The sequence below is a fragment of the Microbispora sp. H10949 genome (assembly GCF_014161435.1).
Taxonomy (GTDB): Bacteria; Actinomycetota; Actinomycetes; order Streptosporangiales; family Streptosporangiaceae; genus Microbispora; species Microbispora triticiradicis.
In genome coordinates this window covers 341,508-367,959 of sequence record NZ_JABBWZ010000002.1, presented here as the reverse complement: position 1 = coordinate 367,959, position 26,452 = coordinate 341,508, and the positions used below count along the sequence as shown (strand labels likewise).

Below are 26,452 nucleotides of genomic sequence, written 5' to 3'. Positions count from 1 at the left end.
TCCTCAGTTCCGTCCGCCGCGCCGCGTTGACCGATTCGCCCGCTCATACCGCCGCCTCCGCCCTGGGCGGCTCCACCGGGGCGGCGAGCTGGCGGCTCACCCGGCGCTGCTCCGCCACGAGCCGGTACCGGTGGACCAGCTCGTACGCGATGATCACGGAGAGCACGACGACGCCCTGCATGATCTGGACGATCTCCTTGGAGATGTCGAGCAGCTGGAGCTGGTTCGACGAGTTGTCCAGGAAGCTCCACAGCAGCGCGCCGACCGCCATGCCGACCGGGCTGTTGCGGCCGAGCAGGGCGATCGCGATGCCGGTGAAGCCGAGGCCGGCGGGGAAGTTGTTGCTGTACTTGTAGGAGGCGCCGAGCAGCTCCGGCATGCCGATCAGGCCGGCGATCGCCCCCGACATGACCATCGTGACGACGATCATCTTCTTCACGCCGACCCCGCTGGCAACCGCGGCCGACTCGGACTTGCCGGTCGCCCGCAGCTCGAAGCCGAACCGGGTGCGGTTGAGCACGACCCAGTACGCGGCGCCGAGCAGGATCGCGACCACGATGAACCCGTTGACCAGCACCGGCGTGCCCGCGACGAGCGGGATGCCGGGCACGTGCGCGTCGTCGGGGATCGGCCGGGTGCCGAGGTCGTTGCCGGTCAGCACGCCGAAGTGCTCGCTGACCAGCCAGGACCCGAGGCCCGTGGCGATCGCGTTCAGCATGATGGTCGAGATGACCTCGCTCACGCCCCGGTAGACCCGGAGCAGGCCGGCGATGGCGGCCCACAGCGCCCCGACGACCACCGCGGCGACGACCACGAGGACGATGTTCAGCACACCGGGGACGACGGCGGCGCCGCCGAGCCCGGCCGCGATCACGGCCGCGAGGCGGTACTGGCCGTCCACGCCGATGTTGAAGAGGTTCATCCGGAAGCCGACGGCCACCGCGAGCGCGGAGATGTAGTACATGACCCCGGTGTTGAGGATCATGACCATCGACCGCGGCTGGGTGCCGTAGTCCGCGAGCGTGGTGAACGCCTCCACCGGCTCCTTGCCGGCGACGAGCAGGACCACCGAGGTGATCAGCACCGCGAAGACGACCGCGACGACCGGCGCGGCCACGGCGAGCCAGCCGCCCAGCCGGACCCGGCCGAGCACCCGGTCGAGGAAGCCGTTCATACGCCCTCCCCGGCGCCGGTCATCGCCGAGCCCAGTTGCTCGGGCGTCACGTTCGCGGGATCGACGTCGGCGACGATCCTGCCGCGCAGGATCACCTTGAGCGTGTCGGACAGCCCGATCAGCTCGTCCAGGTCCGCGGAGATCAGCAGCACGGCCAGCCCGGCTGCGCGCGCGGTGCGCAGGTGGTCCCAGATCGCCGCCTGCGCGCCGATGTCGACGCCGCGGGTGGGATGGCTGGCGATGAGCAGCACGGGGTCACCGCTCATCTCGCGGCCGACGATCAGCTTCTGCTGGTTGCCGCCGGACAGCGCGGCGGCGTCCACGTCGATCCCGGGGGTGCGGACGTCGTAGTCCTCGACGATCCGCCGGGTGTCGGCCCGCGCGCCCGCGCGGTCGATCCAGGGCCCCCTGACGTTCGGCCTGCGCGTCTGGTGACCGAGGATGCGGTTCTCCCACAGCGGGGACTCCAGCAGCAGGCCGTGCCGGTGGCGGTCCTCGGGGATGTAGCCGATCCCGCCCGCGCGCCGTCTGAGCGTCGGCCACTGGGAGATGTCGGTGCCGCCGAGGGTGAGCGCGGCCACCTCGCAGGGGCGCATGCCCATGATCGCCTCGACCAGTTCCGCCTGGCCGTTGCCCTCGACGCCCGCGATGCCGAGCACCTCGCCCTTGCGGATGTCGAAGCTCACGTTCTCGACCACCGGCCGCCCGTCGCCGGTGCGCACGGTCAGGTCGCGTACGGACAGGGCGACGACGTCGGTGACGGTCGACTCGCGGGTCTCGGGGCTGGGCAGCGCGCTGCCGACCATGAGCTCGGCGAGCTTGCGGGAGGTGACGTCCTTCGGGTCCACGGTCGCGACCGTGGTGCCGCGCCGGATGACGGTGATGGCGTCGGCGACCCGCAGCACCTCGTCCAGCTTGTGGGAGATGAACAGGATCGTCAGTCCCTCGCGGACCAGGCCGCGCAGGTTGTCGAACAGCTCGTCCACCTCGTGCGGCACGAGCACGGCGGTCGGCTCGTCCAGGATCAGGATGCGGGCGCCCCGGTAGAGCACCTTCAGGATCTCCACCCGCTGGCGGTCGCCGACCCCCAGCTCCTCCACCGGCACGTCGGGGCGCACGCCCAGGCCGTACGCGTCGGAGATGTCCTTGATCTTCCTGCGCGCGGCGGCGAAGTCGAGGGCGACCCCGCCTCGGCGGGGCTCGCTGCCGAGCACCACGTTCTCCAGGACGGTCAGGTTGTCGGCCAGCATGAAGTGCTGGTGGACCATCCCGATGCCGGCGGAGATGGCGTCGGCGGGAGTGTGGAACCCCACGGGTAACCCGTCGACGCGGATCTCGCCCTCGTCGGGCCGCTGCATCCCGTAGAGGATCTTCATGAGCGTGGACTTGCCCGCGCCGTTCTCGCCGACGATGGCGTGGATGTGCCCTCGGGCGACGCGGAGGTGGATGTCGCTGTTGGCGACGACTCCCGGGAACCTCTTGGTGATCCCGGAGAGCTCTACTGCGGGTGCCGTAGCGGTGGCGACGGTAATGGCGGCCTCCTCCTCGCGGAGTGCCCGATGACGGTCAAGTGGTAGTCAGAGTAGAACAAAAGGGCCCGGGGCGGGTGCCACCGGGCCCCTTGATTGCGCAGGTCAGGAGCTCGGAACCGAGATCTCGCCGCTGATGATCTTCTGCTTGTACTCGTCGATCTTCGGCTTGATGTCGTCGATCTTGCCGCCGGTCGTGGAGTAGTCGACGCCGCCGGCCTTGAGGTCGTAGATGGCCGGACCGGCCTTGACCGTGCCGGAGGTGAAGTTCTTCAGGAAGTCGAAGACGGCCACGTCGACCTTCTTGATCATGGACGTCATGATCACGTCCTTGAAGTCGGCGTACGCCGGGAGGGCCGCCTGGTCGGAGTCGACCCCGATCGCCATCGCCTTGGCGGCCTTGGCCGCCTCGAACACGCCCCCGCCGGAGCCGCCGGCCGCCTGGTAGACCACGTCCGCGCCGGCGTCGTACATGCCCGTCGCGGCGGTCTTGCCCTTGGCCGGGTCGCCGAAGCCGCCGAAGTCCGGGGGCTGGGTGAGGTACTTGGTCTGGATCTTGATGTCCGGCTTGACGGCCTTCGCGCCGGCCTCGAAGCCCGCCTCGAACTTGTGGATCAGCGGCACGTCGACGCCGCCCACGAAGCCGATGTTGCCCTTCTCGGACTTCAGCGCCGCCGCGGCGCCGACGAGGAACGACCCCTGCTCCTCGGCGAACATCAGGTTGGTGATGTTGTCGGCCTTGGCGGCGTCGTCGTCGACGATGGCGAACTTGACGTCGGGGAACTCCTTGGCGACCTTCACCAAGGGGCCCGAGTAGACGAAGCCCACCGCGATGACCGGGTTGTACCCGCCGTTGGCGAGCAGGCGCAGCCGCTCCTCCTTCTGGGCGTCGGTCTCCCCCGCCGTCGCCTCCAGTTCCTTCTTCTCGATCTTCAGCTCCGACTCGGCCTGGTCGAGGCCCCTGGCGGCGGCGTCGTTGAACGAACCGTCGCCGCGGCCGCCGATGTCGTACGCCATGCCCACCTTCGCGCCGGCGGCGGCGGGCGCGGAGGACGCGCCGGCCGTGGCTCCGGTGGTGGTGTCGTCGCCGCCCCCACACGCGGCGGCGGCCATGAGCAAGGCGCCACCCATGGTGGCGGCGGCCAGTCTGCTAACTCGATTGCGGAGCAAGATGTTGACTCCCCTTCCGTTCCCCGCCGTCCCTCGTCGCACGCACGCAGGAACGCACGGCAACCCTGCACGGAAGATAGTTGTTTGACCTGCATAGACCAAACCCGCATACCACTCCGCAACATGTCCGTTATTGAGCCCAGTCCGGGCTGTGACCAGCGACTTAGCCGGGGGAACCGTTACCTCCCCATGAACGATCTCGCACCCGGGCCGCCCGGATGCCCACGCCCGTGCCGACCTTGGCGGAGCGCCGGGGCCATGGTCCTGCGGCCCGGACCGGTGCGCGGAGAATCATCGCCGTAGGCCCTCCGGCCACCGATGAACAAGGTCCCGCGCGCGCTTCGCCCACCATGGTTGAAGCAGCCGCGACGGCCATGGCAGAGGCGACCAAGCCGGCATCGGATGCTTTTCTGTCTCCCTTTTCTCGCTCATCATGGAGGGTGCAGCCCCGACTTGCGGTCCGGAACCACGGAGGTTTCATTGGATCCCATCACCGTGGCGATCGCCGGCGCCGTGGCGACCGGCCTCGCGACACGTACCGGCGAATCAGCGGGTGACGCTCTCGCCACCCTCATCGGCCGGATCCGCAGGCGTTTCCGCGACAGACCGGCGGTCCTCGACGACGAGGAACAGGCAGCCGAGGTGATCGACGCCGAGTTCGCCCGCGACCCCGCGTTCAAGCGGGACTGCCACGCTCTGTGGGTTCAGGCACAGAACAACGCGGTCGTGAACTCCTTCACGGGCCAGGCGAAGAACGTCGTCCAGGCCCGCGAAATCCATGGCGGAATAACCTTCGACTGAACGAGAACGGGGAAAGATACCGGACGATATCAATCAGGTGTCCGAGCCGCCGCAGATCAGGAACGAGATTTCCGGCGTCATTGTCGGTAATGTCGTTCAGGTCGGCCAGTTGATCGGTCCCGCAGCGCCCGCCACTCGGCCATGGATGGCGCCTCCGCTCGACCACGTGATCGAACGGCCCGAGGTGGGAGATGTGCTGCTGGAGACCCTGCTCGCGGCCGACGCACAGGAGATCGGGCTGTCCACCGCGCTGCACGGAGCGGGCGGCTTCGGCAAGACCACCCTCGCGGCCTGGGCGTGTCACCGCCCGGAGGTGTACGACTTCTACCGCGGCGGCCTGCTGTGGCTGACGATCGGCCAGGAGACCCGCGACGCCGCGCTCGCCGAGCGGATCAACGATCTGGCGTTCGTGGTGTCGGGACGGCGGCCCTCGATCGCCGATCCACTGATCGCAGGCGCGGAACTGGGACGACTGCTGGATGAGCGGGATCCCCTGTTGCTGGTCCTGGACGACGTCTGGCACGAATCGCAACTGCGGCCGTTCCGGGTAGGTGGCGGAAGGTGCACGAGGCTGGTCACGACCCGCGTCCCGGATCTGCTGCCCCCCGCCGCGGCACGCTTCCTGGTGGACGTCATGTCCCCGGAGCAGGCGAGGCTGGTGATCACCCAGGGAATCACCGACTTCCCGGCAGAGCGGGCCGACGCGCTGGCGGCCGCGTGCGGCCGGTGGCCGGTGCTCCTGGGGCTGGTCAACAGCGTGCTGCGGCGCCGGACGGCTCGCGGTGAGGCGAGCGCCGAAGCCGTCGACTGGGTGCTGGGACGCCTGACCGCGCAGGGTCCCGCCGCGCTGGACCCATCCCGGCCGGATGACCGCGCCCAGGCGGTCGCCGCCACCGTGGAGGCGAGCCTGGGGCTGTTGTCGCCTTCCGGACGGGCACGCTGTCTGGATCTCGCGATCTTCCCGGAGGACGTGCCGATTCCGTTGACCGTCCTCTCCTTGCTGTGGCCAGGTGACGTGGAGGCGGCCTGTGAGGAGCTCACGAGCGTCGGGCTGATCGCGGACTACCGGCTCGATGCGCCCGGCCCACGTCTACTGCTCCACGACGTGATCCGGAGCTACCTGAGAACCTGCCTCACAGACGAGGCGTCGGTGCACGTCCGGCTGGTCCGGGGTGTCGAACGGCTGGTCGGCGACAAGTGGTGGGACCTCCCCGCCGAGGCCGAGTACCTGTGGCGGTTCCTGCCCTACCACGTGCACAAGGCGGGCCTGCCGATCGAACCCGTGAGCGATCTACGGTGGGTGGCGGCGAAGACGCTGCACCAGAGGTCGCTCGTCGGCGCGCTGACCGATCTCGAACTCGGTGCCACACCCGCCGCGAAAGCTCTCCGGTCGGTGCTGGCACCGGTCGCACGGTTGTTCGGCCCCATCGACCCCGCCACTGCGATCGGCGCCACTCTGGCCAGCCGCGTGCGGGGCGTCGAAGGGCTCGAAGAGGTGTATTCGGCCTACCGCCGCACCCTGCCGCGCCCACGCCTGGAGCCGGCGTGGCCGTTACCCGACTGGGAGGCGTCCGTCGGCCACACCGGCGGAGTCACCGACTGTGCCTTCTCACCGGACGGCACGCTGCTGGCCACCTCCAGTGACGATCAGACGGTCCGGCTCTGGCACACACCGGACGGGACGGCGCGAGGAGTGCTGGAAGGACACAGCGGCGGCGTCTGGACATGCGCGTTCTCCCCCGACGGCACGCTGCTGGCCACGGGAGGCGACGACCACACCGTACGGCTCTGGCGAGTGAGCGACGCCACGCCCCAAGAAATCCTGGTGGGCCACGGCGGGCTGGTCGGCGACTGCGCTTTCTCTCCGGACGCCACGCTACTTGCGACCGTGAGCACGGACGGCTCCGCGCGGCTGTGGTCGGTCCCGGACGGCGCCTGCGTGGCGGTGCTGATGAGCCACGCGGGGCCCGTCACCTGTTGTGCCTTCTCTCCCGACGGCATGCTGCTCGCGACCGCGGGACACGATCGGATCGTGCGGCTCTGGTCCGTTCGCGACCGACGCCTGCTCATGAGGCTGCACGGCCACACCGACCGGGTGCAGGGATGTTCGTTCTCCGCCGACGGACTGCTGGCGACTGTCGGTGCGGACTCGACGGTGCGACTGTGGGACACCCGCGACGGTTCCTCGGCCGGAGTGCTGACCGGACATCGGGGCTTCGTCACGGACTGCCAGTTCGCGCCGGACGGAAGGCTCGCGACGACCGGTCACGACGAGACGGTGCGGCTGTGGCGCGACGGTGTGCAGCTCCAGGTCTGGTCTGGGCACACCGCCTGGATCCGGCGATGCGCGTTCTCGCGTGACGGCGGGCTGATGGCCACCGCGGCCTATGACGGGACGGCGCGGATCTGGCGCACCGCCGACGGCACCTCGTCGGTCCTGTCGGCACAACGGGCCTGGGTCCGCGGGTGCGCGTTCTCCCCCGACGGCCGCTTGCTGGCCACCGCGAGCGATGACCTCACCGCACGCGTGCTGCGCATCGAGGACGGCGTAGAGGTGGCGTCCCTCTCCGGCCATGGGGGCCGGGTCAACGGGTGCGCCTTCTCCCCTGACAGCGCAGTGCTGGCGACGTCCAGTTCGGACGGCATCGCGCGGCTGTGGCGCTCCGGCTCGCCGGAGGTCGAACTCACGGGCCATACCGAAGGCGTCAACGGCTGCCGGTTCTCTCCCGATGGAAGACTGCTCGCGACGCCGAGCGACGATCGAACGGTCCGGCTGTGGCGGGCACGGGACGGCGAGGTGCTCACGGTGCTGCGGGGCCACGCCGACCGTGTGAACGACTGCGCGTTCTCCCCCGACGGCGCACGTGTGATCAGTGGCGGCAACGACGGCACTGTGCGCGTGTGGCGTGACGGCCGACCGGAGATGGTTCTCGAAGGCCATACGGACGTCGTGAACGGGTGTGCGTTCGCACCGGCCGGATCGATGATCGCCAGTTCCAGCGACGACGGGACGATCATCCTGTGGGACCTGGCGGCCGCCGCTCCCCGCGCCGTCCTTCGCGGGCACACGAGTTGGGTCGACCGGTGCGCGTTCTCTCCGGACGGCGCCGTCCTGGCCAGCGCGAGCAACGACGGCACCGTACGTGTGTGGGACGTGACCACCGCGGCGTGCCTCGCCGCGTTACGCGTCGCCGGGCCGGTAACGGGAATCGCGTGGCATCCCGGGGGTGGCCTCCTTGCCACCGGCGGCGGTGCGGGCGCCTACTTGCTGCGCTACACGTGACCACCGACGCCGAGGGCGCGAAGGCCCCGGCGGCGCGGAGGCGTCAAGCGAGAACCCGGGCGGTGCGGCAGGTCGGGACCCGGCACGCACCGCCTCGACGTGTCAGCGGTTGCCGCCCCACAGGGCGGTGAGCGCGGTGGCGGCGAGCACCTTGACGCCGACGCCGATGGCGCGCTCGTCCACGTCGAACTGCGGCCGGTGGAGGTCGACCTCGTCCACGACACCCGGCGGCCGGGTGCCGAGCCGGGCGAGCGCGCCGGGCACCGATTCGAGGTACCAGGAGAAGTCCTCGCCGCCGAGGCTCTGCGGGGTGGGCACGGCCCTGCCCTCGCCGATGATCTGGGTGACCGCGTCGTGCAGCATCTGGATGCTGGTGGCCTCGTTCACCGTGGGCGGCGTGCCGCGCCGGTAGTCGATCTCGGCGTCCACGCCGTACGCGCAGGCGACCGAGTCGAGCAGCGCCTTGACGAGGTCGGGGGCCTGGTGCCAGGCCTCCTCGTCCAGGGACCTGACCGTGCCCTGGGCCATGCCGACGTCCGGGATCGCGTTGGCCACGGACCCGGCCGAGATCTGGCCCCACACGAGGCTGAGGCTGGACCGGGGGTCCACGCGCCGCGACAGCGCGGCCGGCAGCTCGGTGACGATCTTGCTGAGCGCGTAGACGAGGTCCACGGTCAGGTGGGGCCGGGCGGTGTGCCCGCCGGGGCCGGCCACCCGGATGCGCAGGCTGTCGCAGGACCCGGTGATCGGGCCGGTGCGCAGGCCGACGTGACCGGCGTCGAGGCGCGGGTCGCAGTGCAGCGCGAAGATGCGGTCGACGTCGTTCAGGCCGCCGTCGCGCATGACCTCCAGGGCGCCGCTCGCCACCTCCTCGGCGGGCTGGAAGATCAGCCGTACCCGGCCGGGCAGCGCGCCCGCGTCGGCCTGCGACGCCAGGAACAGCCCCGCGCCGACGACCATGGTGGTGTGCACGTCGTGGCCGCAGGCGTGGCAGGCGTTCGGGTTCGTGGAGCGATAGGGGACGTCCTTCTCGTCCTCCATCGGCAGCGCGTCGATGTCGGCGCGCAGGGCGATCGTCGGCCCTTCGCCCCGGCCGAGGTCCACCCACAGGCCGGTCCCGCGGGACAGCGGGTGCGGCGTGAGACCGGCGTCGGTCATGCGCTCGGCGATCTTCTCCGTCGTGCGATGCTCGCTGAAGGCGATCTCCGGATGCGCGTGCAGATCGCGCCGGAACTCGATCAGCTCATCGTTGTGCTCGCGAAGGAAGTCCGCCAGTTGCCCGGCCAGGTCGGCACTTCCCGGCACGGCCGCGTCCGGCGTAGCGAGCTTCGATGAGGTGGCCACGGGTCTTCCCTTCTCCGGTGAGCCGTCCCGGCCACGGGTCATCGGATCGTCCATATGATCACTAAAAGTCATGAAAAAGCCCAGAAGGGTCGAGCGGGCGTGTCTCGCCTCCACCGACCCTTCATTCACAATCCTTCCATGCCGCGGCCCCTTGATACGGCGGATTGCCCAGTATTTACACCGGTCACCGCCTGTTGTCAGAACTGCGGCGAAGTTTCCCGGTACATCTCAGGCGTACCCCTTCAGGAGCCCGAATGTCCGGCGTCGCGGTTGGGGTTCGACGTCACGAACCTGTCCTCGGCGAGCTCGATGATCGTGGCATCGACCACGTCCTGGAGGCTCCCTCCGTCGGCGAGGATCGCCCGCTGGCGCTCGGAGGAGCTTCCCTGTTCCAGCACGTCGGTCACGACCGCCAGTTCCTCGGCACAGCCGAGCCGCTCGGCGACCGGTTCGAGTTCGCGCTGAAGTTCATACAATACGTCGCGCATCGGCGCCGTGGAGCCATGGTCGTCGGTGATCACGTCCGCGTCGAGACCATACCGCGTCGCGCGCCACTTGTTGTCACGCACCACCCACGCCGCCGGATGCGGCAGCGTGTAGCCCCGGTCGATCTGCTGGTCGAACTGCTGCACGAGGCACTGGGACAGCGCGGCGACCATGCCGACCTCGCGCGGCGTGGGGATGCCGTCGAACATCCGGATCTCGATCGTGCCGAAGTCGGGGTGCGGCCGGATGTCCCACCACACCTCCTTGATGCTGCGGATCGTGCCCGCCTTGATCAGCGTGTCCATGTACTCCTCGAACTCGGCCCAGTCGGCCAGCAGGTGCGGCGGCCCGGCGGTGGGCAGCGAGCCGAAGACGATGGCCCGGCTCGACGCCAGCCCGGTGTCCTGCCCGCCCCAGTAGGGGCTGGAGGAGGTGAGCGCCAGGAAGTGCGGGAGGTACGCCGCGAGGGCGTTGACGATCGGGATGACCTTGTCCCGGTCCCGGACGCCCACGTGGACGTGCACGCCGAAGGTCTGGATGCGCCAGGCGAGCCATTGCATCTCCTCGACCAGTTCGACGTACCGCTGGTTGGGCGCGTAGACGGCGTCCCGCCAGTCGCTGATCGCGTGGGTCCCGGTGCAGGCGAGCGCGATGCCGCGCGGCTCGACCGCCTCGGTCAGCCGGCCGATGCTCTTGCGCAGATCCTGTACGGCCTCCGCGACCGTGTGGCAGACGTCGGTGATGATCTCGACCTGCGACTGCATCAGCTCGTGCATCGCCTTGGGCCGCTGGCCCTCACTGAGGTCGGGGACCGCGGCGAGCACGTCCCTCGCGTCCTGGCGCAGATGCCGCGTGTGCGTGTCGACGAGCTGAAGCTCCCACTCCACCCCGAGCGTCGCACCCCGCGAGGGATTGAACTCGATCGTCACCGCTTGCCTCCATCACTTGGTCGTGCCGGACAACGTCGTCAGAGGTCAGCCCTACCCCTCATCCATCCCCGCACGCCCACGGCCGCGAGCGTCAGCGCCAGGAGGATGTTCACCGCGATCAGCACCCCGTGGACGACGTAGAAGGACGTCTTGTGCCCGTCGGCGAGGTTGAAGCCCAGGTTGATCCACTCGAAGATCATGAACGCGGCGAGCGCCACGAGAAAGGCGGAGACACGTCTCGTCATGCTCACAGTATCGACGGCTCTCCGCGTGGCCCCGAGGTCTATGGGGCATATGTCGCTTCATGCGAAAACAGTCGAGGCTAGGCTGAGCCACCTATGGGGACGAACCTACGGGCCCTCACCGCGGCCGGGGCGACGGCGGGGCTGCTGACGACGGCGCTGCTCGGCGCCTCTCCCGCCGCCGGAACGCGTGCCGTGCCGAGTCCACCGGCCCCGCAGGCGAGCGGGACCGCGGCCGCCGGGACCACCGGAACGGCGGGGGCCGCCACCGTCGGCGGGGAACGGCTGGCCGGTCACGGCGTCATCGCGCCGGACGGTTTCAAGGCGCCGCCCAAGACCGAGTCCTCCGCCTACCTCGTCGCCGACACGGACACCGGCGCGGTGCTCGCGGCGAAGGACCCGCACGGGCGCTATCTGCCGGCGAGCACCCTGAAGACGCTCACGGCCGTGACGCTGATCCCCAGGCTGGACAAGAATCGCAAGATCAAGCCGAGCGAGAAGGCCTGCAACGTCGAGGGCAGCGCCGTCGGGATCGTCCCCGAACCGATCTACAAGATCGACGACCTCATGCGGGCCCTCCTCATGGTCTCCGCCAACGACGCCGCGGTCGCGCTCGCCGAGGCCAACGGCGGCCTGCCCAGGACGCTCGCCGACATGAACAGACAGGCGCGCAAACTCCAGGCGTACGACACGGTGGCCAAGACGCCGAACGGCCTGGACGCCCCCGGCCAGCGCAGCTCGGCGTACGACCTCGCCCTCATCGCCAGGGCCGGGCTGGCGATGCCGGCCTTCCGCGAGTACATCAGCACGAAGGTCGCCAAGTTCCCGGCGCCGAAGGACTACGGCAAGAAAAAGAAGAAGAAGCACCACGACGACTCCGACCCCAGCGAGTCCCCGGCGCCCGCCTACTACGAGATGGCCAACCACAACCGGCTGCTCGGGCGTTACAAGGGCATGCTCGGCGTGAAGAACGGCTGGACGTCGAAGGCTCTCGGCAGCTTCGTGGGCGCGGCCCGCCGCGACGGCCACACGATCATCGTCGTGATCATGCATCACCCCGGCGGCTTCTGGGAGGAGGTCTCCAAGCTGCTCGACTGGGGCTTCGCCGCGCGCAGCCGGGTCACCCCCATCGGCGAACTGGTCAAACCGGTGCCCGACCCCGCGCCCTCGTCGTCCGCCCTGGCCGTACGGCCCACGCGGACGCCCGGCGCGGCGGACGGCTCGGGCGGTGACGCGCGCCGGGTGGCGGGCAAGGAGCCTGCCGCGGGCGGCTCGGGGATGGCCGTCCCCCTGCTCGCCGGCGGCGGCGCGCTGGCGGCGCTCGCCCTCGGCGGCGCGTACGCCCTGCGCCGCCGCCGGAGGACCCCCGGCGACACCGCCGGCTAGACGGCCCCTGCCGGACGGCGCCCGTCGAACGGCGCCCGTCGAACGGCGCCCGTCAGACAGCGGGAGGGGCGGGGATGGCGTGCTCGGCGGCGCGGCTGACCTCCTCCCACCGGGCCCAGGTCTCCATCCGCCGGCGGGAGACGTCGAAGGCCAGGTCGTAGGCCGTGCCGCCCAGCAGCAGCCGCAGCGGCGGCTCGTCGCTGCCGACGAGCCTCAGCACGGCCTCGGCGGCCAGCCGGGGGTCGCTGTCCACCGATCCCTCGGCCCACTGCTTCTCCAGCTCCGCCCGCAGGGGTGCGTAGTCAGGGATCGGCGTGGTCGCGGTCATGCCGCTGTAGAGGTTGGTCCAGTAGCCGCCGGGCTCGACGATGGTGACCCTGACCCCGAACCGCGCGGCCTCCATCGCCAGAGCCTCGCTCATCCCCTCCAGAGCGAACTTGCTCGCGCTGTACAACCCCGTGGTGGGGAAGCCGCCGAGCGCTCCGATGCTGGAGATCTGCACGATGTGCCCGGACCGCTGGGCCCGCAGGCGGGGCATTACGGCCTGACCGACCCACAACGCGCCGAAGAAGTTGGTCTCCATCTGGGCCCGGGCCTCGGCCTCGGTGAACTCCTCGATCATCCCCATGGACATGATCCCGGCGTTGTTCACCACGACGTCGAGCCGGCCGAAGCGTTCGGCCGCCCGGGCGACCGCGGCGAAGACCGCCGCGCGGTCGGTGACGTCCAGAGGGTGCACGAACAGCCTGTCCTCGTGCCCGGCGGCCAGGTCCTCCAGCGGCGCGACGGTCCGGGTCGCGGCCACCACGCGGTCGCCGTTGTCGAGCGCGGCCCGGGTGAACGCCCGGCCGAGGCCCCGTCCCGCACCGGTGATGAACCAGACCCGGCCCGAATCGTCGGTCGTCGTACGCATGCGACTCCAATCGGATTTTCGATACTGGACGAAACGTCTCGTCTCGTTCAAGCCATGGTGACGTCGCATCGGAAACATGTCAAGACGGACCGTCTCGTCTCAGTTTTGGTAGGTTCGGCGGCATGACGGCACAGCACGGCACGACTCCCGCCACGAGACGCCGCAGCGAGGCCTCACGGCGGGCGATCCTCACCGCGGCGTTCGAACTCGTCGGCGAGGTCGGCTACGCGAAGCTGAGCATCGAGGGGATCGCCGCCCGGGCCGGGGTCGGCAAACAGACCATCTACCGCTGGTGGCCCTCCAAGGGAGCGGTCCTCTTCGACGCGTTCCTGATGCTCAGCGAGGGCGAGGGCGATTCGCCGGCGCTGCCCGACACCGGCGACCTGGAGGCCGACCTGAAGACGGTCCTGCGCGCCACGGTCGCCGAGCTGAACGACCCGCGGTACGACGAGCCCATGCGCGCGCTCAACACGGAGATCCCGCACGACCCCGCGCTCGCCGCGGCGTACGCCGAACGGCTCGACCGGCCGATGAAGGAGCTCAAGAAGCAGCGGCTGCGCAGCGCGCAGCGGGCCGGGCAGCTCTCCGGCGACCTGGACCTGGACGTCGCGATCGAGATGCTGTGGGGACCGCTGCTCAACCGGTGGCTCCAGCGCAGCGGCCCGCTCACTCCCGAGTACGCCGACACGGTCGTGGAGACCGCGCTCAAGGGGTTGCGCCCGCGTTAGAGGCGCGCGGTCACGCGGGACCGGTGGTGGGGGTGGTCGCGGGCGAGGGAAGCGGAGTGGGCTCGGGAGGCGGGCCGAGGGTGGCCGTCGCCGTCCACGCGGCGGCGTAGAGGATCACCCGGGCCGACAGGTTGATCCACAGCAGCAACCCCACGACCACCGCGAACGTGCCGTACACGGGGTTGTGCAGGGTGCTGGAGAGGATCAGCGCGGCGAGCTGCTTGAGCACCCCGAATCCGACCGCGCCCAGCAGCGCGCCCTTGAGCACGACGAGGAACGGCTGCCCCGGTTTGGCCAGCCAGCCGAGGATGACCAGGAAGAGCAGCAGGTCGGCGACGAGGCTCGCGGCCACCCCGGCGAGCCAGACGCCGAGACCGGCGAGCGGTGAGGAGCCGAGGCCGAGCCAGCCGGCGACCGTGTTCGTGGCCCCGGTGGCGAAGCCGCTCGCGATCACCGAGGCGAGCAGGACGACACCCATGAGCACGAGCGCGACGAGGTCGCGCAGCTTGCCGACGAAGTAGTTGAGCGGCGGCTCGCAGGTCATCCAGACGGTGCGCAGGGCCCCGCGCAGCGCGTCCATCGCGCCCAGGCCGGCATAGAGCAGGCCGAGCAGGCCGATGAGCCCGGCCCGCGCCCGCGCACCGGCGAGCTGGTCGATGTGCAGCTGCCCGGCGAGCCCGGGAAGCTGGCTGTTGATCGCCTCCGTGAGCGTGGCGAGCGCGTCCGGGCGGATCGTCACGACGTACCCGAACAGCGCGAAGGCCAGGGCGATCAGCGGGAAGAACGACAGGAACGCGAAGTAGGTGATGGCGCCGGCCAGCCGGTCGCCCGTCTGCACCTGGTAGCGCTGCACGGTCCGGATGAGGTGGTCGAGCGCGCGGAAGCGGATCCGGTTGCGCTCGATCCACACTCGGCCCGTCGCCTTGACCGCGTCCACCCGCCGGGTGACCTGCTCGACGATCCCCAACCTCATCGCGGTTGTCTACCCCGCGGAGCGGGCTCGATGCCTGCTCACGCGGGCCTGCCGGTCAGTCGAGGGGCGGGGACGGCAGCAGGCCGAGGCGCTCGCGCACCTGGGCCATCGTCTCGCGGGCCACCGCCCGGGCCCGGGCCGCGCCCGCGACCAGCAGCCGGTCGAGCTCGGCCTCGTCGGCCAGCAGCTTCTCCGTACGCTCGCGGATCGGGGCGAACGTCTCGATGACCGCCTCGGCGACCTCCTTCTTGAAGGTGCCGTAGCCCTGCCCGGCGAACCGGGCCTCCAGCTCGGGGATCGGCGTGCCGGTCAGCGCGGACTGGATCCGCAGCAGGTTGGTGACGCCCGGCTTGTTCTCCTCGTCGGCGACGACCTCGCTGCCGGTGTCGGTCACCGCACGCATGATCTTCTTGCGCAGCGCGTTCGGCTCCTCCAGGACGTCGATGATGCCCTGCGGGCTCGACGACGACTTGGACATCTTCGCGGTCGGGTCCTGGAGGTCAGTGATCTTCTCGACCTCCTTGAGGATGTAGGGGTTCGGCACCTTGAAGGTCGGGCCGTAGCGGCTGTTGAAGCGCTGCGCGAGGTCGCGGCTGAGCTCCAGGTGCTGCTTCTGGTCCACGCCCACCGGCACCTGGTCGGCCTGGTAGATCAGGATGTCGGCCGCCTGGAGGATCGGGTAGGTGAACAGGCCGACTCCGGCCGAGCTCTCGCCGTACCTGGCGGACTTGTCCTTGAACTGGGTCATCCGCCCGGCCTCGCCCATGCCGGTCTGGCAGATGAGGTACCAGGCGAGCTCGCTGTGCTCGCGTACGTGGCTCTGCGCGAACACCGAGGCGCGCTCCGGGTCGAGGCCCGCCCCGAAGAGCTGGGCGGCGGCGACCCTGGTGCGGCGGCGCAGCTCCTCCGGCTTCGGGGAGACCGTCAGCGCGTGCAGGTCGGCGATGAAGAAGAAGGCCTCGTGGGTGTCCTGCAACGCGACGTACTGCCGGACGGCACCGAGGTAGTTCCCCAGGTGGAACGAGTCGGCGGTGGGCTGGATGCCGGACAGGACGCGAGCGAGAGCCATGGGGCAATTCTGTCAGGACTCCCGGGCTGCCCGCGACACGCGCGCCGGGCCCCGGACGGACGTCAGACGGTCGCGGCCGGGGGCTCTTCGGCGGAGCCCTCCTCCGCGGGGGGATTGCGGGTGACGCGGACGCGGGAGACCCGGCGGCCGTCCATCTCGGTCACGGTCAGCGTGACGCCCGGCGCCTCCGCGACCTCGCCGCGCTGCGGCAGGTGACCGAGGAAGGCCATGACGTAGCCCCCCAGCGTCTCGTACGGCCCGCCGGGCAGCCGCACCGCCGTCTGCGCGTGGAACTCGTCCAGGTTGACCAACCCGTCGACCTCCACGTCACCGGCGATCACCCGTACGGCGTCGCCGCTCTCGTCGTACTCGTCGCGGATGTCGCCGACGAGCTCCTCGACCAGGTCCTCCAGCGTCACGATGCCGTCGGTGCCGCCGTACTCGTCCACCACGATGGCGAGGTGGTGGCCCTCGTCGCGCATCTCGGCGAGCGTGGCGAGCACCCGCTTGCTGGCCGGCACGAGCTTGACCGGCCGGATCGGCACGACCTCGCTGATCGGCTCCAGCCGCCCGGTCCTGACCGGGTCGAGCAGGTCCCGTACGTGGACGAACCCGATGACGTCGTCGTAGGTGTCGCGGTAGACCGGGAAACGGGAGTGCGGCATGGCGGCGGCGAGCACCGCGGCCTCGGCGAGCGGCGTGTCCGCGGCCATGAACTCGACCTCGGTGCGGGGCAGCATGACCTCCCTGAGCTGGCGCTTGCCCGCCGCGAACACCTCGGCGATCACGTCGCGCTCGTCCTGCGTGAGTTCCTTGTGCCCCACGACCATGTCGCGCAGTTCCTCGGTCGTCATGGCCGCCCTGTCGGCGGACGGGTTGCCGCCCACCAGCCGTACGATGCCGTTGGTCGACTTCGACAGCACCCAGATCACCGGCCGCGACAGCGTGGCGATCCGGTCGAGCAGCGGGGCGGTCATGAGCGACAGGCTCTCCGCCCGCTGACGGCCGAGCCGCTTGGGCGCGAGCTCGCCGAGCACGAGCGTGACGTACGAGATGGCGAGCGTGACCGTCACGAAGGCGGCGGGCGCGGCCACGTCCGGCCGCAGGCCCCACCCCTCCAGGACCGGGGCGAACTCCGGGCCCAGCGCGTCGGCGCCGAGGGCGGCCGACAGCACGGTCGCCACCGTCACGCCGACCTGGATGGCGGACAGGAAGCGGTTGGGGTCGCGGGCGAGCTTCTGCACCCGCGCGCCGCGGCGTCCCTCGCGGCTCAGACGGCGGATCTGGCTCTCCCGCAGGGAGACCATCGCCATCTCGGCCGCCGCGAAGAACCCGCCGATCAGGATGAATATGAGGACCAGGGCGATGGTCACCGCGACGTTGCTCACGTCAGTTGTCCGTTCGGGTGTCAGGCATGCCGGCCGGTCGCCGCGATCTCCGCGGCTCGCAGAGATTGCGGTACTGGTGGCATTTAACCCGCTCCTCAGGGGAAGCGCGTAAGCTAGGTCCCGGGCCTACATAATCAAACACTTTTGAACAGGAGTAAACAGTGAAGCTGCTGGTTACTGGTGGAGCCGGGTACATCGGCAGCGTCGTGGCGGCGCAACTCCTTGAGCGCGGGCACGAGGTCACGGTGCTCGACGACCTGTCGACCGGGCACGCCGACGCGGTGCCGCCCGGCGCCTCGTTCGTGCAGGCGTCGATCACCGAGGCCGCGGGGGTGCTCTCCGAGGGGTTCGACGCCGTGCTCCACTTCGCCGCCAAGTCGCTGGTGGGCGAGTCGGTGGAGCGGCCCGGCCTGTACTGGTCGAACAACCTCGGCGGCACGCTGGCGCTGCTCGACGCCATGCGGCGCACGGGGGTGGACCGGATCGTCTTCTCCTCCACCGCCGCGACGTACGGCGAGCCGGAGCGCACGCCCATCGTGGAGACCGACCCGACCCGGCCCGGCAACCCCTACGGCGCGTCCAAGCTCGCCGTGGACACCGCGCTGACCGCCTTCGCCGGCCTGTACGGCCTGGGCGCGGTCAGCCTGCGCTACTTCAACGTGGCCGGAGCGTACGGCGAGTATCGCGAACGGCACGCGGTCGAGACCCATCTGATCCCCAACATCCTGAAGGTGGCGCTCGGCGAGCGGGAGTCGGTGAGCGTGTTCGGCACCGACTACCCCACCCCGGACGGCACCTGCGTCCGCGACTACGTCCACGTCACGGATCTCGCGGTGGCCCACCTGCTCGCCCTGGACGCCTGCGCGCCCGGGGAGCACCGGATCTACAACCTGGGCAGCGGCACCGGCTTCTCGGTGAAGGAGGTCGTCGAGGTGTGCCGGGAGGTGACCGGGCACCCCATCCCGGTGACCACCGCCCCGCGCCGCCCCGGCGACCCGGCCGTCCTGGTCGCGTCGCCGGAGAAGATCCAGCGCGAGCTCGGCTGGAAGCAGGCGCACGGCTCCCTGCGCGACATGGTCTCCGACGCCTGGGCCTCCTGCGCCAAGCCCGCCTGAGCCGACTGGGCCGGCGGGCGGCGACGGCTCGGACGGCCGGTCAGGCGCGGCGCAGGGCCACGCGCATGCTGGCCTGGTTGTTGGCCGGGCGGCGGTCGCCGAACCGGCGCGAGTAGACGGTGGCCATCGTCGCCACGGCGTGCGAGGCCCGGGACGGCACCCGGAAGACCAGCTTGAGCAGCCCCCGCGACCCCGACCTGATCGGCGGCAGCGAGCAGCCGACGAACTGGCGGTTCCGGTGGCAGCGCGCCCCGGTCGCCGACAGGAGCCGGGCCTCCTGCGGCTGGAAGAACACGTAGGCGTCCCGGACGACCCGGGGCCCCCGGTTGCGCACCTCCGCCCGTACGGCGAACCAGTGCCCGGGACGGGTGTACCGGGTGGAGGAGCTGAACCGCATGGCCAGGTCGGCGCCCTCGTCGACCCTGGTCACCGTCTCGGCCGTGTTGTCGGTCTCGTCGTCGTCCAGCACCTCGGAGGTCAGGTCGGCCCGCGCGCGGAGGGGTCCGTGCGCGCCCGGCCGGATCATGCCCGTGATCGTCATGTCCCCCGAGCCGCCGGGCAGGACGTCGTCGGAGGACCGGCAGACCACCTCGTTACGGGCGGAGCCGGGCCCGCACTCGGCCACGCCGACGTTCAGGATCTGGAAGTCGCGGGGCAGCCGGACCCGCAGCGTCGGCAGCACCGCGTCTCCCGGGCCCTGGTTGTGCACGCTGACGTGGTAGGTCAGCGGCTGCCCGGGTTGCGCCACCTTCGGCGACGCGGTGATCCCGACCATGAGATCGGCGGTCCCCCACCGGCCCTGCGCCGGCGCCGCCCCCGGCGCGGCGAGCGCCGGGTGCGGCGTTCCGGCGACGAAGACACAGACCAAACCCGTGACGACCCTGCGACCCATGCTGCTCCCCCGAAAGCGTGAGATCAATTCAATCGTCCGGGCGGTCCCCGCGACCGCCCGACACGCCGCGCGCGGCCCCGCCGGGGCGGGGTGATCTCACGCCGTGACCAGGTCCTCCCGCGGTGCCGCGGACCGGTCGAGCCGCAGGTCGCGGTTGGGCAGCAGCGCGAGCGCGAGGAGCGCGACCACCGCGCCCGCGACCCCGAGCCAGGGGATCACCGTCGCGGTCGCGGCGGCGTGCGCGGCGGGCAGGCCGTGCGCCGGCGCCTCCCGGGTCACCACCGACGCGTACGCCGTGCCCGCGACGGCCAGTGCGACCGAGCCGCCGATCTGCCGGAAGAACGTCAGGTTCGCGCTGGCCGTGCCGACGTACCGGGACGGCACGGACCTCTGGATCGCCACCGTCAGGCCCGAGAGCATGGGCCCCATCCCGAGGCCGATCAGCGCCATCCAGACGACGAGCAGCGGCTCCGAGGTGCCGACGGCGAGGTTCGCGCACAACGTCGTGCCCGCCACCAGGAGAACCGTCGCGGCGACGAGCCAGGGCTTGTAGCGGCCGGTGCGGGAGATGAGCGCGCCGGTCACCGCGCTGCCGGCCACCATCGCCAGCATCAGCGGGTAGATGTGCAGCCCGGAGGAGGTGGCGCTGAGGCCGCGCGACTCCTGGAAGTAGCGCGGCAGGAAGACCACTCCCGCGTACATGCAGAACGCGGTGAAGAACGAGGCGACGTTGACCAGCGAGTAGGTTCGGTTCGCGAAGAGATGGAGCGGCACGATGGGCTGCTCCGCCCGGCGCTCGACCGCGACGAAGACCACGAGCAGCGCGAGCGACGCGGCGATCGGCCCGATCACCGGCCCGCTCGTCCAGGTGTGGCCGTCGACGCCCTTCTCGGTCAGCCCGACGAGCAGCGCGCTGATCGCGGCGCTGAAGACGGCGATGCCGAGGTAGTCGGGCCGCGCCCCGCCGTGCCCCGGCCGGTGCGGCAGCCGCCACACGATGATCGCCACCAGGACGGCGCCGATCGGCACGTTCACGTAGAAGGCCCAGCGCCAGCTCGCGTGGTCGGTGAACAGGCCGCCGAGGAACGGCCCGGCGAGGTAGCTCAGCGCCATGACCCCGCCGAGGGCGCCCTGCACGCGCCCGCCGCGCTCCGGCGGGAACAGGTCGACCACCAGCGCGAGCGACAGCGGCAGCAGCGCGCCCGCGCCCAGGCCCTGCAGGCCGCGGAAGGCGATGAGCTGCGCCATGCTCTGCGCGGCGCCCGACAGGATCGAGCCGAGCAGGAACAGCGCCACCCCCACCAGCAGGAGCGGCTTGCGGCCGTACGCGTCGGACAGCCGGCCGTACAGCGGGACCGTGATGGTCGAGGTCAGCAGATAGGCGGTGACCACCCAGGTGTAGAGGCCGGTGCCGCCGAGCTCGCCGACGATCCTGGGCAGCGCGGTGCCGACGATCGTCTGGTCGAGCATCGCGAGGAACATGCCGCCCAGCACGGCGAAGAGGAGGAGTCCGTTCTTGGATCGCATGTGTCGAAGGTGACATGTCAGTGCTTACATGTCAATACGGAGGTATAGTGGGGGCATGTCCCTGCGCATCGCTCTCCTCGGCCTGCTGACTGCGTACGGCTCGGCGAGCGGCTACGACCTGGCCAAATCGTTCGAGAAGTCCGTGGCCCACGTCTGGCAGGCCGGCCACAGCCAGATCTATCCGGAGCTCGCCAAGATGGCGTCGGACGGGCTGGTGACGGTCGAGGCGGAGGGCGCCCGGGGCCGCAAGATCTACACGATCACCGCGGAGGGCCGCGCCGAGCTGCGCGAATGGCTGCTCGGCCACGATCCCACGGGCCCGGCGCGCAGCGAGGTCGCGCTGCAGGCGTTCCTCGTCCCGCTGCTCGAAGCGCCGGAGGCGGTGGCCGTGCTGGAGCGGTTGCGGGCCCACTCGGAACAGAAGCTGGCGCAGCTGGAAGCGCTCTGGACGGCCAAGCACTCGGCGCCCATCCCGGAGGGGACGGCGCGGGTCAAGTTCGGCAATCTCGCCCTGGACCTCGGGATCCGGCAGACCCGCATGGTGCTCCAGTGGGCGGACGACGCCATCGCCGAGGTCCAGGCCCGGTCCTGAAGCGCGCAGTCCCGAAGCGCGCGGTCCCGAAGCGCGCAGTCCTGACGGCCGACGTGCGGCGGGCGGGACTCAGCGGCAGGAGAGCGGGGCCGGGGCCTTCCGTTCGGAGTCGAAGTCGACGTTGCCGAAGTGCTTGCGCAGCAGGCTCCGCATCGTGCCGTCGTCGTACAGGTCCTGGATCGCGCCCTCGACGGCCGCGCAGGTGCGCAGGTCCTTCCTGGGCAGGCCGACGGCGTACCGCTGGTCTCGCAGCCGCACGCCGAGCACCGACAGCTTCAGGCCCGTCTCCCTGTTCGCGAAGCCCGCGATGATCAGGTCGTCTCCGGGGACCGCGTCGACCTTTCCGCTGGTCAGCAGGTTCATGCACTCCGCGTAGTTGCCGGCCGGGACCTGCTCGACGTCCACCCTGCCCGCGACGAGGCGGGCCGTCGCGCTCCCGGCGGGCGCGCACATCCGGCGGCCGGCGAGGTCGTCGAGCCTCCTGACCCGCGAGCCGGCGAGCACCAGCAGGTCGGCGTGGGCCGTGTAGTACGGGCCCGCGAAGGTGACGGCGTCGTCGCGGTTGTCGTCGTAGGAGTACGTCGCGACGACCATGTCCACCACGCCGTCGGCCAGGGCCCGCACCCGTTCGCCGACGCCGATCCGGTGGAAGGTGATCCCGCTCGCGGGGACCTTGAGACGCCTGGCGATGTACGTGGCGAGGTCGACCTCGAACCCGCTGGGTCCCGTTCCCTGCTGCAGGGCGACGCCCGGCAGGTCTCCGCGTACGCCGATGGTGAGCCGCCCGGTGCGCGCCACCTTGTCGAGCACGGAAGTGAACGTGTGGCCGGGCCGGGGGCCGCTCGACGACGAGGTTCCCGCCTCGCCGGTCTCGCCGCCGGCCCCCGGGAGGAGGCCGATCCCGTTCGCGACGAGCACGCCCCCGCCGGCCAGGACGGCGAGCACGGCCGCGCACGCGGCGATCAGGAGGTTCCTGCGCCGGGACCGCCGGGACGGCGCCGGCCCGGGATCGTGCGGCTCCACCCGCCCCCCGCCGTGCGGCCCTGATCCGTACGGCTCTGATCCGTGCGGACCCAACCCGTGCGGCCCCGAACCCTGGGGCCCTGATCCGTGCGGCTCTGATCTATGCGGCTCTGATCTATGCGGCCCTGATCCGTGCGGCCCTGATCCGTGCGGTCCGGTCTTCGCGGGCCCGCCCGCGGGGACGGCGGCACCCACGTCCCCACCCGCGCGCACGTCGGTGCTGACCGCGGGCGACAGGAACGCACGGGCCGCCTCGGTGTCCCAGGTCCCCACGCTCACCACGGGGCCCGTGGCGTCCTCGTAGCGGTCGCTCCAGGCCGCGTCGCGCGCCGCGTTACGGGCCGGGTTGCGGGCCGGATCGTGAGCCGTGTCGCGGACCGGATTGTGGGCCGCGTTGTGGGCCGCGTTGTGGGCACCGCTGGGAGGGCCGTACCGGGCTCCGCCGGCGGAGTCGCGCGGGCCGCTGCCGGCCGCCCCCGTGAACCGGTGCGGGCCGCTTCGGGCGTCGCCGCCGGACCCGCCGTGCTGCCCGCCGTACGAGCCGCCGTGCTGACCGCCGGGATGAGGGGCCGCGCGTCCGGCGAAGGGCCTGGCCGCGGGATCGGCCGCGTGCGCGGCGCCCTCGGAGAGCACCGTCGTGGACGCGTCGTCCGACGCCGTACGGCCGAGCAGGCGCAGCAGGATCTGGTCGGCGGTCGGGCGCTCGTCCGGCGACTTGCGCAGGCACGCCCGCACCACCCCCGCGAGCGGCTCGGGCAGCGCCGAGGTGTCGATGTCGTGGTTCAGGATGCGGTTGAGCACGGCCGCGATCGAGTCACCGCCGAAGACGACCGTGCCGGTCGCGGCGTACGCGATCGTCGAGGCCCACGAGAAGACGTCGGCGGGGGGCCCGACCTTGCCTCCGGAGATCTGCTCGGGAGCCATGTAGGCGGGCGTGCCGATCGCCCGGCTGGTGATCGTCGCGGTCGAGTCGAGGATGCGGGCGATGCCGAAGTCGACCACCCGGGGCCCGTCGACGGCGAGCAGCACGTTGTCGGGCTTGAAGTCGCGGTGGACGATCCCCGCCTGGTGGATGGCGGTGAGCGCGGTGGCCGTGCCGACGGCCAGGCGCTCCAGCGCCGAGCCCGTCACCGTCCCCCGCTCCTCGACCGTCTCGCGCAGCGACCGCCCGTCGATGAACTCGCTCGCGATGTACGGCGTGTCGCCCTCCAGGTCGGCCGCCATGACCCGCGCGGTGCAGAAACTCGCCACCCGCTGGGCGGCCCGCAACTCCCGGGCGAAACGGGACCTGGCGACCGCGTCGCCGCTGAACTTCACGTGCAGCAGCTTCACCGCGGCCTGCTCACCCGCCTGGTCCTCGCCGAGGTAGACCACGCCCTGGCCGCCCTCGCCGAGACGGCCGGACAGCACGAAGGCACCGAGCCGGGTCGGGTCCCCCGGTTGGAGCGGCGCGATCTGCGGCATCCCCGTTCCCCACGATTCGGCAAAGTACCGGCCAGCAGAACTTTACGGCCCCCGCGCGGCGCTTCCGGTTCCCGATACCACGCCGTGACGTCAGGAAGTCGTGACAATGCGGCGAGCGGTCCCCATCCCCAAGTGACGGAAAAGGGCCGCCCGGAATGTCTCCGGGCGGCTCCCCCTCCTGCCGGGCGGCGGGCGAGCGGCGGCCGGGTCAGACGCGGCGCGCTCCGATGGTCTTCAGCCACTTGTCGCAGTTGCCGCAGGCCTTGCGGGGCTGCCACACCTTCTTGTCCCAGTTCCACGTCTCGGCGTGGAAGTACAGGTTCTTGCCCTGGACGTCGCTCAGGACCCGCGCCTTGATCTTGTAGAGGTACTTGTTCATCGCGTCGACCTCGGCGCAGTTGTCCACCGTCCACTCCTCGCCCTGGCCGACCTTGGCGAGGATCTCCTCCATGACCGGATGCTTCTCCGTCCGGGCGAGGTAGGGGTACGCGCCGCTCGTTCCGGTGAAGGTCTGCTGCGTGCCGAGGTCGGCCAGACCGGCGACCACCGTGCCCAGCCCGCCCTGCGTCCTGGTCGCCCTCTGGGCCTCCGTACGGGCCTTGGCGATGAAACGCTGGATGGCCTGCTCGGCCTCGAGCCTGTTCGCCTCGGCGACCACCCTGGCCTTCTCCTCCAGGTACCACGTGAAGCCGCCGTTCCAGTCGTTCTCGTAGACCCACGTGACGAAGGCCGCACGCGCCTCCGCCTCGGATTTCGTCTGGCTCACGAGGGCGCTCTCCAGCGCGCCGAGCCTCTTCCACACCTCCTCGGCGGCCGCCTTGACGTCGCTGCCGATCGTCGCCGTCCTGAGCCACTGGCCGAGCTCGATGCGGGCCTTGCTGGCCCACTCCTTGACCTTCGTCGTGGGCACCGCTTCTTCGGCGGGGTTGTGTGAGGCGTGCGTCGTCTCTGCCATCGCGCTTCCTTCGTCGAGGGTCTTCGCCTGTGGTGGCCCGGCCCTCGACCAGAGTCGCCGGAAGCCGTCGGCGTCGGATTGCCGGGCGATCCGGATCCGATTGCCGGCGTACCCGCGGTTGTCCGGCGCGGCGGAGGACGTCTCCCGGAGAAGGGCGTGACGGCCCATGGACGGCCCATGGACGCGAATCGGCCTCCGCCCCGACGGTGGAACCGCGGGCAGAGGCCGATTCTCCATACCAGGCCGCTAGGCGGACATCTTCTTCTTGAGGTTCTCGTCGAGAGCCGCGAGGAAGTCCTGCGTGGTCAGCCACTCGGCGTCGCCGCCGACCAGGAGCGCGAGGTCCTTGGTCATCTGGCCGCCCTCGACGGTCTCGACACAGACCTGCTCCAGCTTCTCGGCGAAGTCGATCACCTCGGGCTGGTTGTCGAGCTTGCCGCGGTGCTGCAGGCCGCGGGTCCAGGCGAAGATCGAGGCGATCGGGTTCGTGGACGTCGGCTTGCCCTGCTGGTGCTGGCGGTAGTGCCGGGTCACCGTGCCGTGCGCGGCCTCGGCCTCGACGGTGCGGCCGTCGGGGGTCATCAGCACGCTGGTCATCAGGCCGAGCGAGCCGAAGCCCTGGGCCACGGTGTCCGACTGGACGTCGCCGTCGTAGTTCTTGCAGGCCCAGACGTACCCGCCCTCCCACTTGAGGGAGGCGGCCACCATGTCGTCGATCAGCCGGTGCTCGTAGGTGATCCCGGCGGCTTCGAAGTCGGCCTTGAACTCGCTCTCGTACACCTCGGCGAAGATGTCCTTGAACCGGCCGTCGTACGCCTTGAGGATGGTGTTCTTGGTCGACAGGTAGACCGGGTAGCCGCGGTTGAGGCCGTACCGCATCGAGGCACGGGCGAAGTCGCGGATCGACTCGTCCAGGTTGTACATCGCCAGGGCGACGCCGGAGCCGGGGAAGTCGAAGACGTTGAGCTCGATCGGCTCGCCGCCGTCCTTCGGGGTGAAGGTCAACGTCAAGGTGCCCTCGCCCGGCACCTTGAGGTCGGTCGCGCGGTATTGGTCGCCGAAGGCGTGACGGCCGACGACGATCGGCTTGGTCCAGCCGGGCACCAACCGGGGGACGTTCGACATGATGATCGGCTCACGGAAGATGACACCGCCGAGGATGTTGCGGATCGTCCCGTTCGGGGACCTCCACATCTTCTTCAGGCCGAACTCCTCGACCCGCGCCTCGTCCGGCGTGATCGTCGCGCACTTGACGCCCACGCCGTACTGCTTGATGGCGTTGGCGGCGTCGATCGTGACCTGGTCGTCGGTGGCGTCGCGGTGCTCAATGCCGAGGTCGTAGTACTTCAGGTCGACGTCGAGGTAGGGAAGGATCAGCTGGTCCTTGATGAACTGCCAGATGATCCGGGTCATCTCGTCGCCGTCGAGCTCGACGACAGGGCCCGCTACCTTGATCTTGGGCATGCGTG

21 protein-coding genes are annotated in these 26,452 nt (G+C 70.8%); 6 read left to right on the top strand and 15 right to left on the bottom strand.

All coding sequences use genetic code 11. The features are described from left to right. Window positions 1-43 precede the first annotated feature (43 nt). The 3 genes from HHX40_RS05925 to HHX40_RS05915 form a co-directional block, all read right to left on the bottom strand. The gene (locus HHX40_RS05925; RefSeq protein ID WP_182879705.1) at window positions 44-1,174 is read right to left on the bottom strand and encodes an ABC transporter permease; all 1,131 of its coding nucleotides are present in this window, start codon (window positions 1,172-1,174) and stop codon (window positions 44-46) included. Then, on the bottom strand, window positions 1,171-2,706 hold the full coding sequence (locus HHX40_RS05920; RefSeq protein WP_182879950.1) for an ABC transporter ATP-binding protein: 1,536 nt from the start codon (window positions 2,704-2,706) through the stop codon (window positions 1,171-1,173). The genes HHX40_RS05925 and HHX40_RS05920 overlap by 4 nt, the downstream gene beginning before the upstream one ends. A 102-nt stretch (window positions 2,707-2,808) precedes the next feature. After that, window positions 2,809-3,834: a BMP family lipoprotein gene (locus tag HHX40_RS05915; RefSeq protein ID WP_165900500.1), complete on the bottom strand. Its 1,026-nt coding sequence runs from the start codon at window positions 3,832-3,834 to the stop codon at window positions 2,809-2,811. 519 nt (window positions 3,835-4,353) lie between these two features. Between HHX40_RS05915 and HHX40_RS05910 the strand changes: the two genes are divergently transcribed. Together HHX40_RS05910 and HHX40_RS05905 are read left to right on the top strand one after the other, a co-directional pair. Continuing rightward, window positions 4,354-4,674 (top strand): hypothetical protein, encoded by a 321-nt coding sequence (locus HHX40_RS05910; protein WP_182879704.1) that lies wholly within the window; start codon window positions 4,354-4,356, stop codon window positions 4,672-4,674. 166 nt (window positions 4,675-4,840) lie between these two features. Then, entirely contained in the window at window positions 4,841-7,957 is a 3,117-nt protein-coding gene (locus HHX40_RS05905) for an NB-ARC domain-containing protein (RefSeq protein WP_182879703.1), read from the top strand. Window positions 7,958-8,059: 102 nt separating this feature from the next. Here HHX40_RS05905 and HHX40_RS05900 read toward each other — a convergent pair whose 3' ends face one another. The 3 genes from HHX40_RS05900 to HHX40_RS05890 all read right to left on the bottom strand — a co-directional run bounded on the left by HHX40_RS05900 (window position 8,060) and on the right by HHX40_RS05890 (window position 10,961). Next, complete coding sequence (locus HHX40_RS05900) at window positions 8,060-9,301, bottom strand: amidohydrolase (protein ID WP_396775460.1); 1,242 nt, start codon at window positions 9,299-9,301, stop codon at window positions 8,060-8,062. A gap of 242 nt (window positions 9,302-9,543) precedes the next feature. Continuing rightward, window positions 9,544-10,716: a glutamate--cysteine ligase gene (locus HHX40_RS05895; RefSeq protein WP_182879702.1), complete on the bottom strand. Its 1,173-nt coding sequence runs from the start codon at window positions 10,714-10,716 to the stop codon at window positions 9,544-9,546. Between the two features lie 38 nt (window positions 10,717-10,754). Further along, window positions 10,755-10,961, bottom strand: coding sequence for an SCO4848 family membrane protein (locus tag HHX40_RS05890; RefSeq protein WP_220498736.1), 207 nt, complete (start codon window positions 10,959-10,961; stop codon window positions 10,755-10,757). A 93-nt stretch (window positions 10,962-11,054) separates the two neighbouring features. Here HHX40_RS05890 and HHX40_RS05885 point away from each other — a divergent pair, with 93 nt between their 5' ends. After that, entirely contained in the window at window positions 11,055-12,344 is a 1,290-nt protein-coding gene (locus tag HHX40_RS05885) for a D-alanyl-D-alanine carboxypeptidase family protein (RefSeq protein ID WP_182879701.1), read from the top strand. Between the two features lie 52 nt (window positions 12,345-12,396). On the opposite strand, the gene HHX40_RS05880 is transcribed toward HHX40_RS05885, so the two are convergent. After that, entirely contained in the window at window positions 12,397-13,257 is an 861-nt protein-coding gene (locus tag HHX40_RS05880; protein ID WP_182879700.1) for an SDR family NAD(P)-dependent oxidoreductase, read from the bottom strand. Between the two features lie 122 nt (window positions 13,258-13,379). On the opposite strand from HHX40_RS05880, the gene HHX40_RS05875 reads away from it, so the two are divergent. After that, window positions 13,380-13,985, top strand: a complete 606-nt coding sequence (locus tag HHX40_RS05875) for a TetR/AcrR family transcriptional regulator (protein WP_182879699.1) — start codon at window positions 13,380-13,382, stop codon at window positions 13,983-13,985. A 10-nt stretch (window positions 13,986-13,995) separates the two neighbouring features. On the opposite strand, the gene HHX40_RS05870 is transcribed toward HHX40_RS05875, so the two are convergent. The 3 genes from HHX40_RS05870 to HHX40_RS05860 form a co-directional block, all read right to left on the bottom strand. Beyond that, window positions 13,996-14,958 carry a YihY/virulence factor BrkB family protein gene (locus HHX40_RS05870; RefSeq protein ID WP_182879698.1) on the bottom strand — a complete coding sequence of 321 codons (963 nt, stop codon included), beginning with the start codon at window positions 14,956-14,958 and terminating at the stop codon, window positions 13,996-13,998. 55 nt (window positions 14,959-15,013) lie between these two features. Continuing rightward, entirely contained in the window at window positions 15,014-16,027 is a 1,014-nt protein-coding gene (trpS, locus tag HHX40_RS05865) for a tryptophan--tRNA ligase (RefSeq protein ID WP_182879697.1), read from the bottom strand. Window positions 16,028-16,089: 62 nt separating this feature from the next. Next, window positions 16,090-17,415 (bottom strand): hemolysin family protein, encoded by a 1,326-nt coding sequence (locus tag HHX40_RS05860; protein ID WP_182874010.1) that lies wholly within the window; start codon window positions 17,413-17,415, stop codon window positions 16,090-16,092. 161 nt (window positions 17,416-17,576) lie between these two features. On the opposite strand from HHX40_RS05860, the gene galE reads away from it, so the two are divergent. Next, window positions 17,577-18,530 carry a UDP-glucose 4-epimerase GalE gene (gene galE / locus HHX40_RS05855; RefSeq protein ID WP_182879696.1) on the top strand — a complete coding sequence of 318 codons (954 nt, stop codon included), beginning with the start codon at window positions 17,577-17,579 and terminating at the stop codon, window positions 18,528-18,530. 40 nt (window positions 18,531-18,570) lie between these two features. Here the strand turns inward: galE and HHX40_RS05850 are convergent, their stop codons facing one another. Both HHX40_RS05850 and HHX40_RS05845 read right to left on the bottom strand, forming a co-directional pair. Next, a complete protein-coding gene (locus tag HHX40_RS05850; RefSeq protein WP_182879695.1) occupies window positions 18,571-19,422 on the bottom strand; it encodes a CARDB domain-containing protein in 852 nt (283 codons plus the stop codon). 96 nt (window positions 19,423-19,518) lie between these two features. After that, on the bottom strand, window positions 19,519-20,949 hold the full coding sequence (locus HHX40_RS05845) for an MDR family MFS transporter (protein ID WP_111698376.1): 1,431 nt from the start codon (window positions 20,947-20,949) through the stop codon (window positions 19,519-19,521). Between the two features lie 55 nt (window positions 20,950-21,004). Between HHX40_RS05845 and HHX40_RS05840 the strand changes: the two genes are divergently transcribed. Then, on the top strand, window positions 21,005-21,541 hold the full coding sequence (locus HHX40_RS05840) for a PadR family transcriptional regulator (protein ID WP_182879694.1): 537 nt from the start codon (window positions 21,005-21,007) through the stop codon (window positions 21,539-21,541). Between the two features lie 69 nt (window positions 21,542-21,610). On the opposite strand, the gene HHX40_RS05835 is transcribed toward HHX40_RS05840, so the two are convergent. The 3 genes from HHX40_RS05835 to HHX40_RS05825 all read right to left on the bottom strand — a co-directional run bounded on the left by HHX40_RS05835 (window position 21,611) and on the right by HHX40_RS05825 (window position 26,447). After that, window positions 21,611-24,028, bottom strand: coding sequence for a serine/threonine-protein kinase (locus HHX40_RS05835; RefSeq protein ID WP_182879693.1), 2,418 nt, complete (start codon window positions 24,026-24,028; stop codon window positions 21,611-21,613). A gap of 208 nt (window positions 24,029-24,236) precedes the next feature. Then, the gene (locus HHX40_RS05830) at window positions 24,237-24,983 is read right to left on the bottom strand and encodes a YwqJ-related putative deaminase (protein WP_182879692.1); all 747 of its coding nucleotides are present in this window, start codon (window positions 24,981-24,983) and stop codon (window positions 24,237-24,239) included. A gap of 246 nt (window positions 24,984-25,229) precedes the next feature. Continuing rightward, complete coding sequence (locus HHX40_RS05825; RefSeq protein ID WP_150930663.1) at window positions 25,230-26,447, bottom strand: NADP-dependent isocitrate dehydrogenase; 1,218 nt, start codon at window positions 26,445-26,447, stop codon at window positions 25,230-25,232. Window positions 26,448-26,452 lie beyond the last annotated feature (5 nt).

What these genes read in the sequence shown, in the direction of transcription:
- HHX40_RS05925 (WP_182879705.1), bottom strand. Translation starts at nt 1,174, where the DNA reads ATGAACGGCTTCCTCGACCGGGTGCTCGGCCGGGTCCGGCTGGGCGGC.
- HHX40_RS05915 (WP_165900500.1), bottom strand. Translation starts at nt 3,834, where the DNA reads ATGGGTGGCGCCTTGCTCATGGCCGCCGCCGCGTGTGGGGGCGGCGAC.
- HHX40_RS05890 (WP_220498736.1), bottom strand. Translation starts at nt 10,961, where the DNA reads ATGACGAGACGTGTCTCCGCCTTTCTCGTGGCGCTCGCCGCGTTCATG.
- HHX40_RS05885 (WP_182879701.1), top strand. Translation starts at nt 11,055, where the DNA reads ATGGGGACGAACCTACGGGCCCTCACCGCGGCCGGGGCGACGGCGGGG.
- HHX40_RS05880 (WP_182879700.1), bottom strand. Translation starts at nt 13,257, where the DNA reads ATGCGTACGACGACCGACGATTCGGGCCGGGTCTGGTTCATCACCGGT.
- HHX40_RS05875 (WP_182879699.1), top strand. Translation starts at nt 13,380, where the DNA reads ATGACGGCACAGCACGGCACGACTCCCGCCACGAGACGCCGCAGCGAG.
- HHX40_RS05870 (WP_182879698.1), bottom strand. Translation starts at nt 14,958, where the DNA reads ATGAGGTTGGGGATCGTCGAGCAGGTCACCCGGCGGGTGGACGCGGTC.
- trpS (WP_182879697.1), bottom strand. Translation starts at nt 16,027, where the DNA reads ATGGCTCTCGCTCGCGTCCTGTCCGGCATCCAGCCCACCGCCGACTCG.
- HHX40_RS05850 (WP_182879695.1), bottom strand. Translation starts at nt 19,422, where the DNA reads ATGGGTCGCAGGGTCGTCACGGGTTTGGTCTGTGTCTTCGTCGCCGGA.
- HHX40_RS05845 (WP_111698376.1), bottom strand. Translation starts at nt 20,949, where the DNA reads ATGCGATCCAAGAACGGACTCCTCCTCTTCGCCGTGCTGGGCGGCATG.
- HHX40_RS05840 (WP_182879694.1), top strand. Translation starts at nt 21,005, where the DNA reads ATGTCCCTGCGCATCGCTCTCCTCGGCCTGCTGACTGCGTACGGCTCG.
- HHX40_RS05835 (WP_182879693.1), bottom strand. Translation starts at nt 24,028, where the DNA reads ATGCCGCAGATCGCGCCGCTCCAACCGGGGGACCCGACCCGGCTCGGT.
- HHX40_RS05830 (WP_182879692.1), bottom strand. Translation starts at nt 24,983, where the DNA reads ATGGCAGAGACGACGCACGCCTCACACAACCCCGCCGAAGAAGCGGTG.
- HHX40_RS05825 (WP_150930663.1), bottom strand. Translation starts at nt 26,447, where the DNA reads ATGCCCAAGATCAAGGTAGCGGGCCCTGTCGTCGAGCTCGACGGCGAC.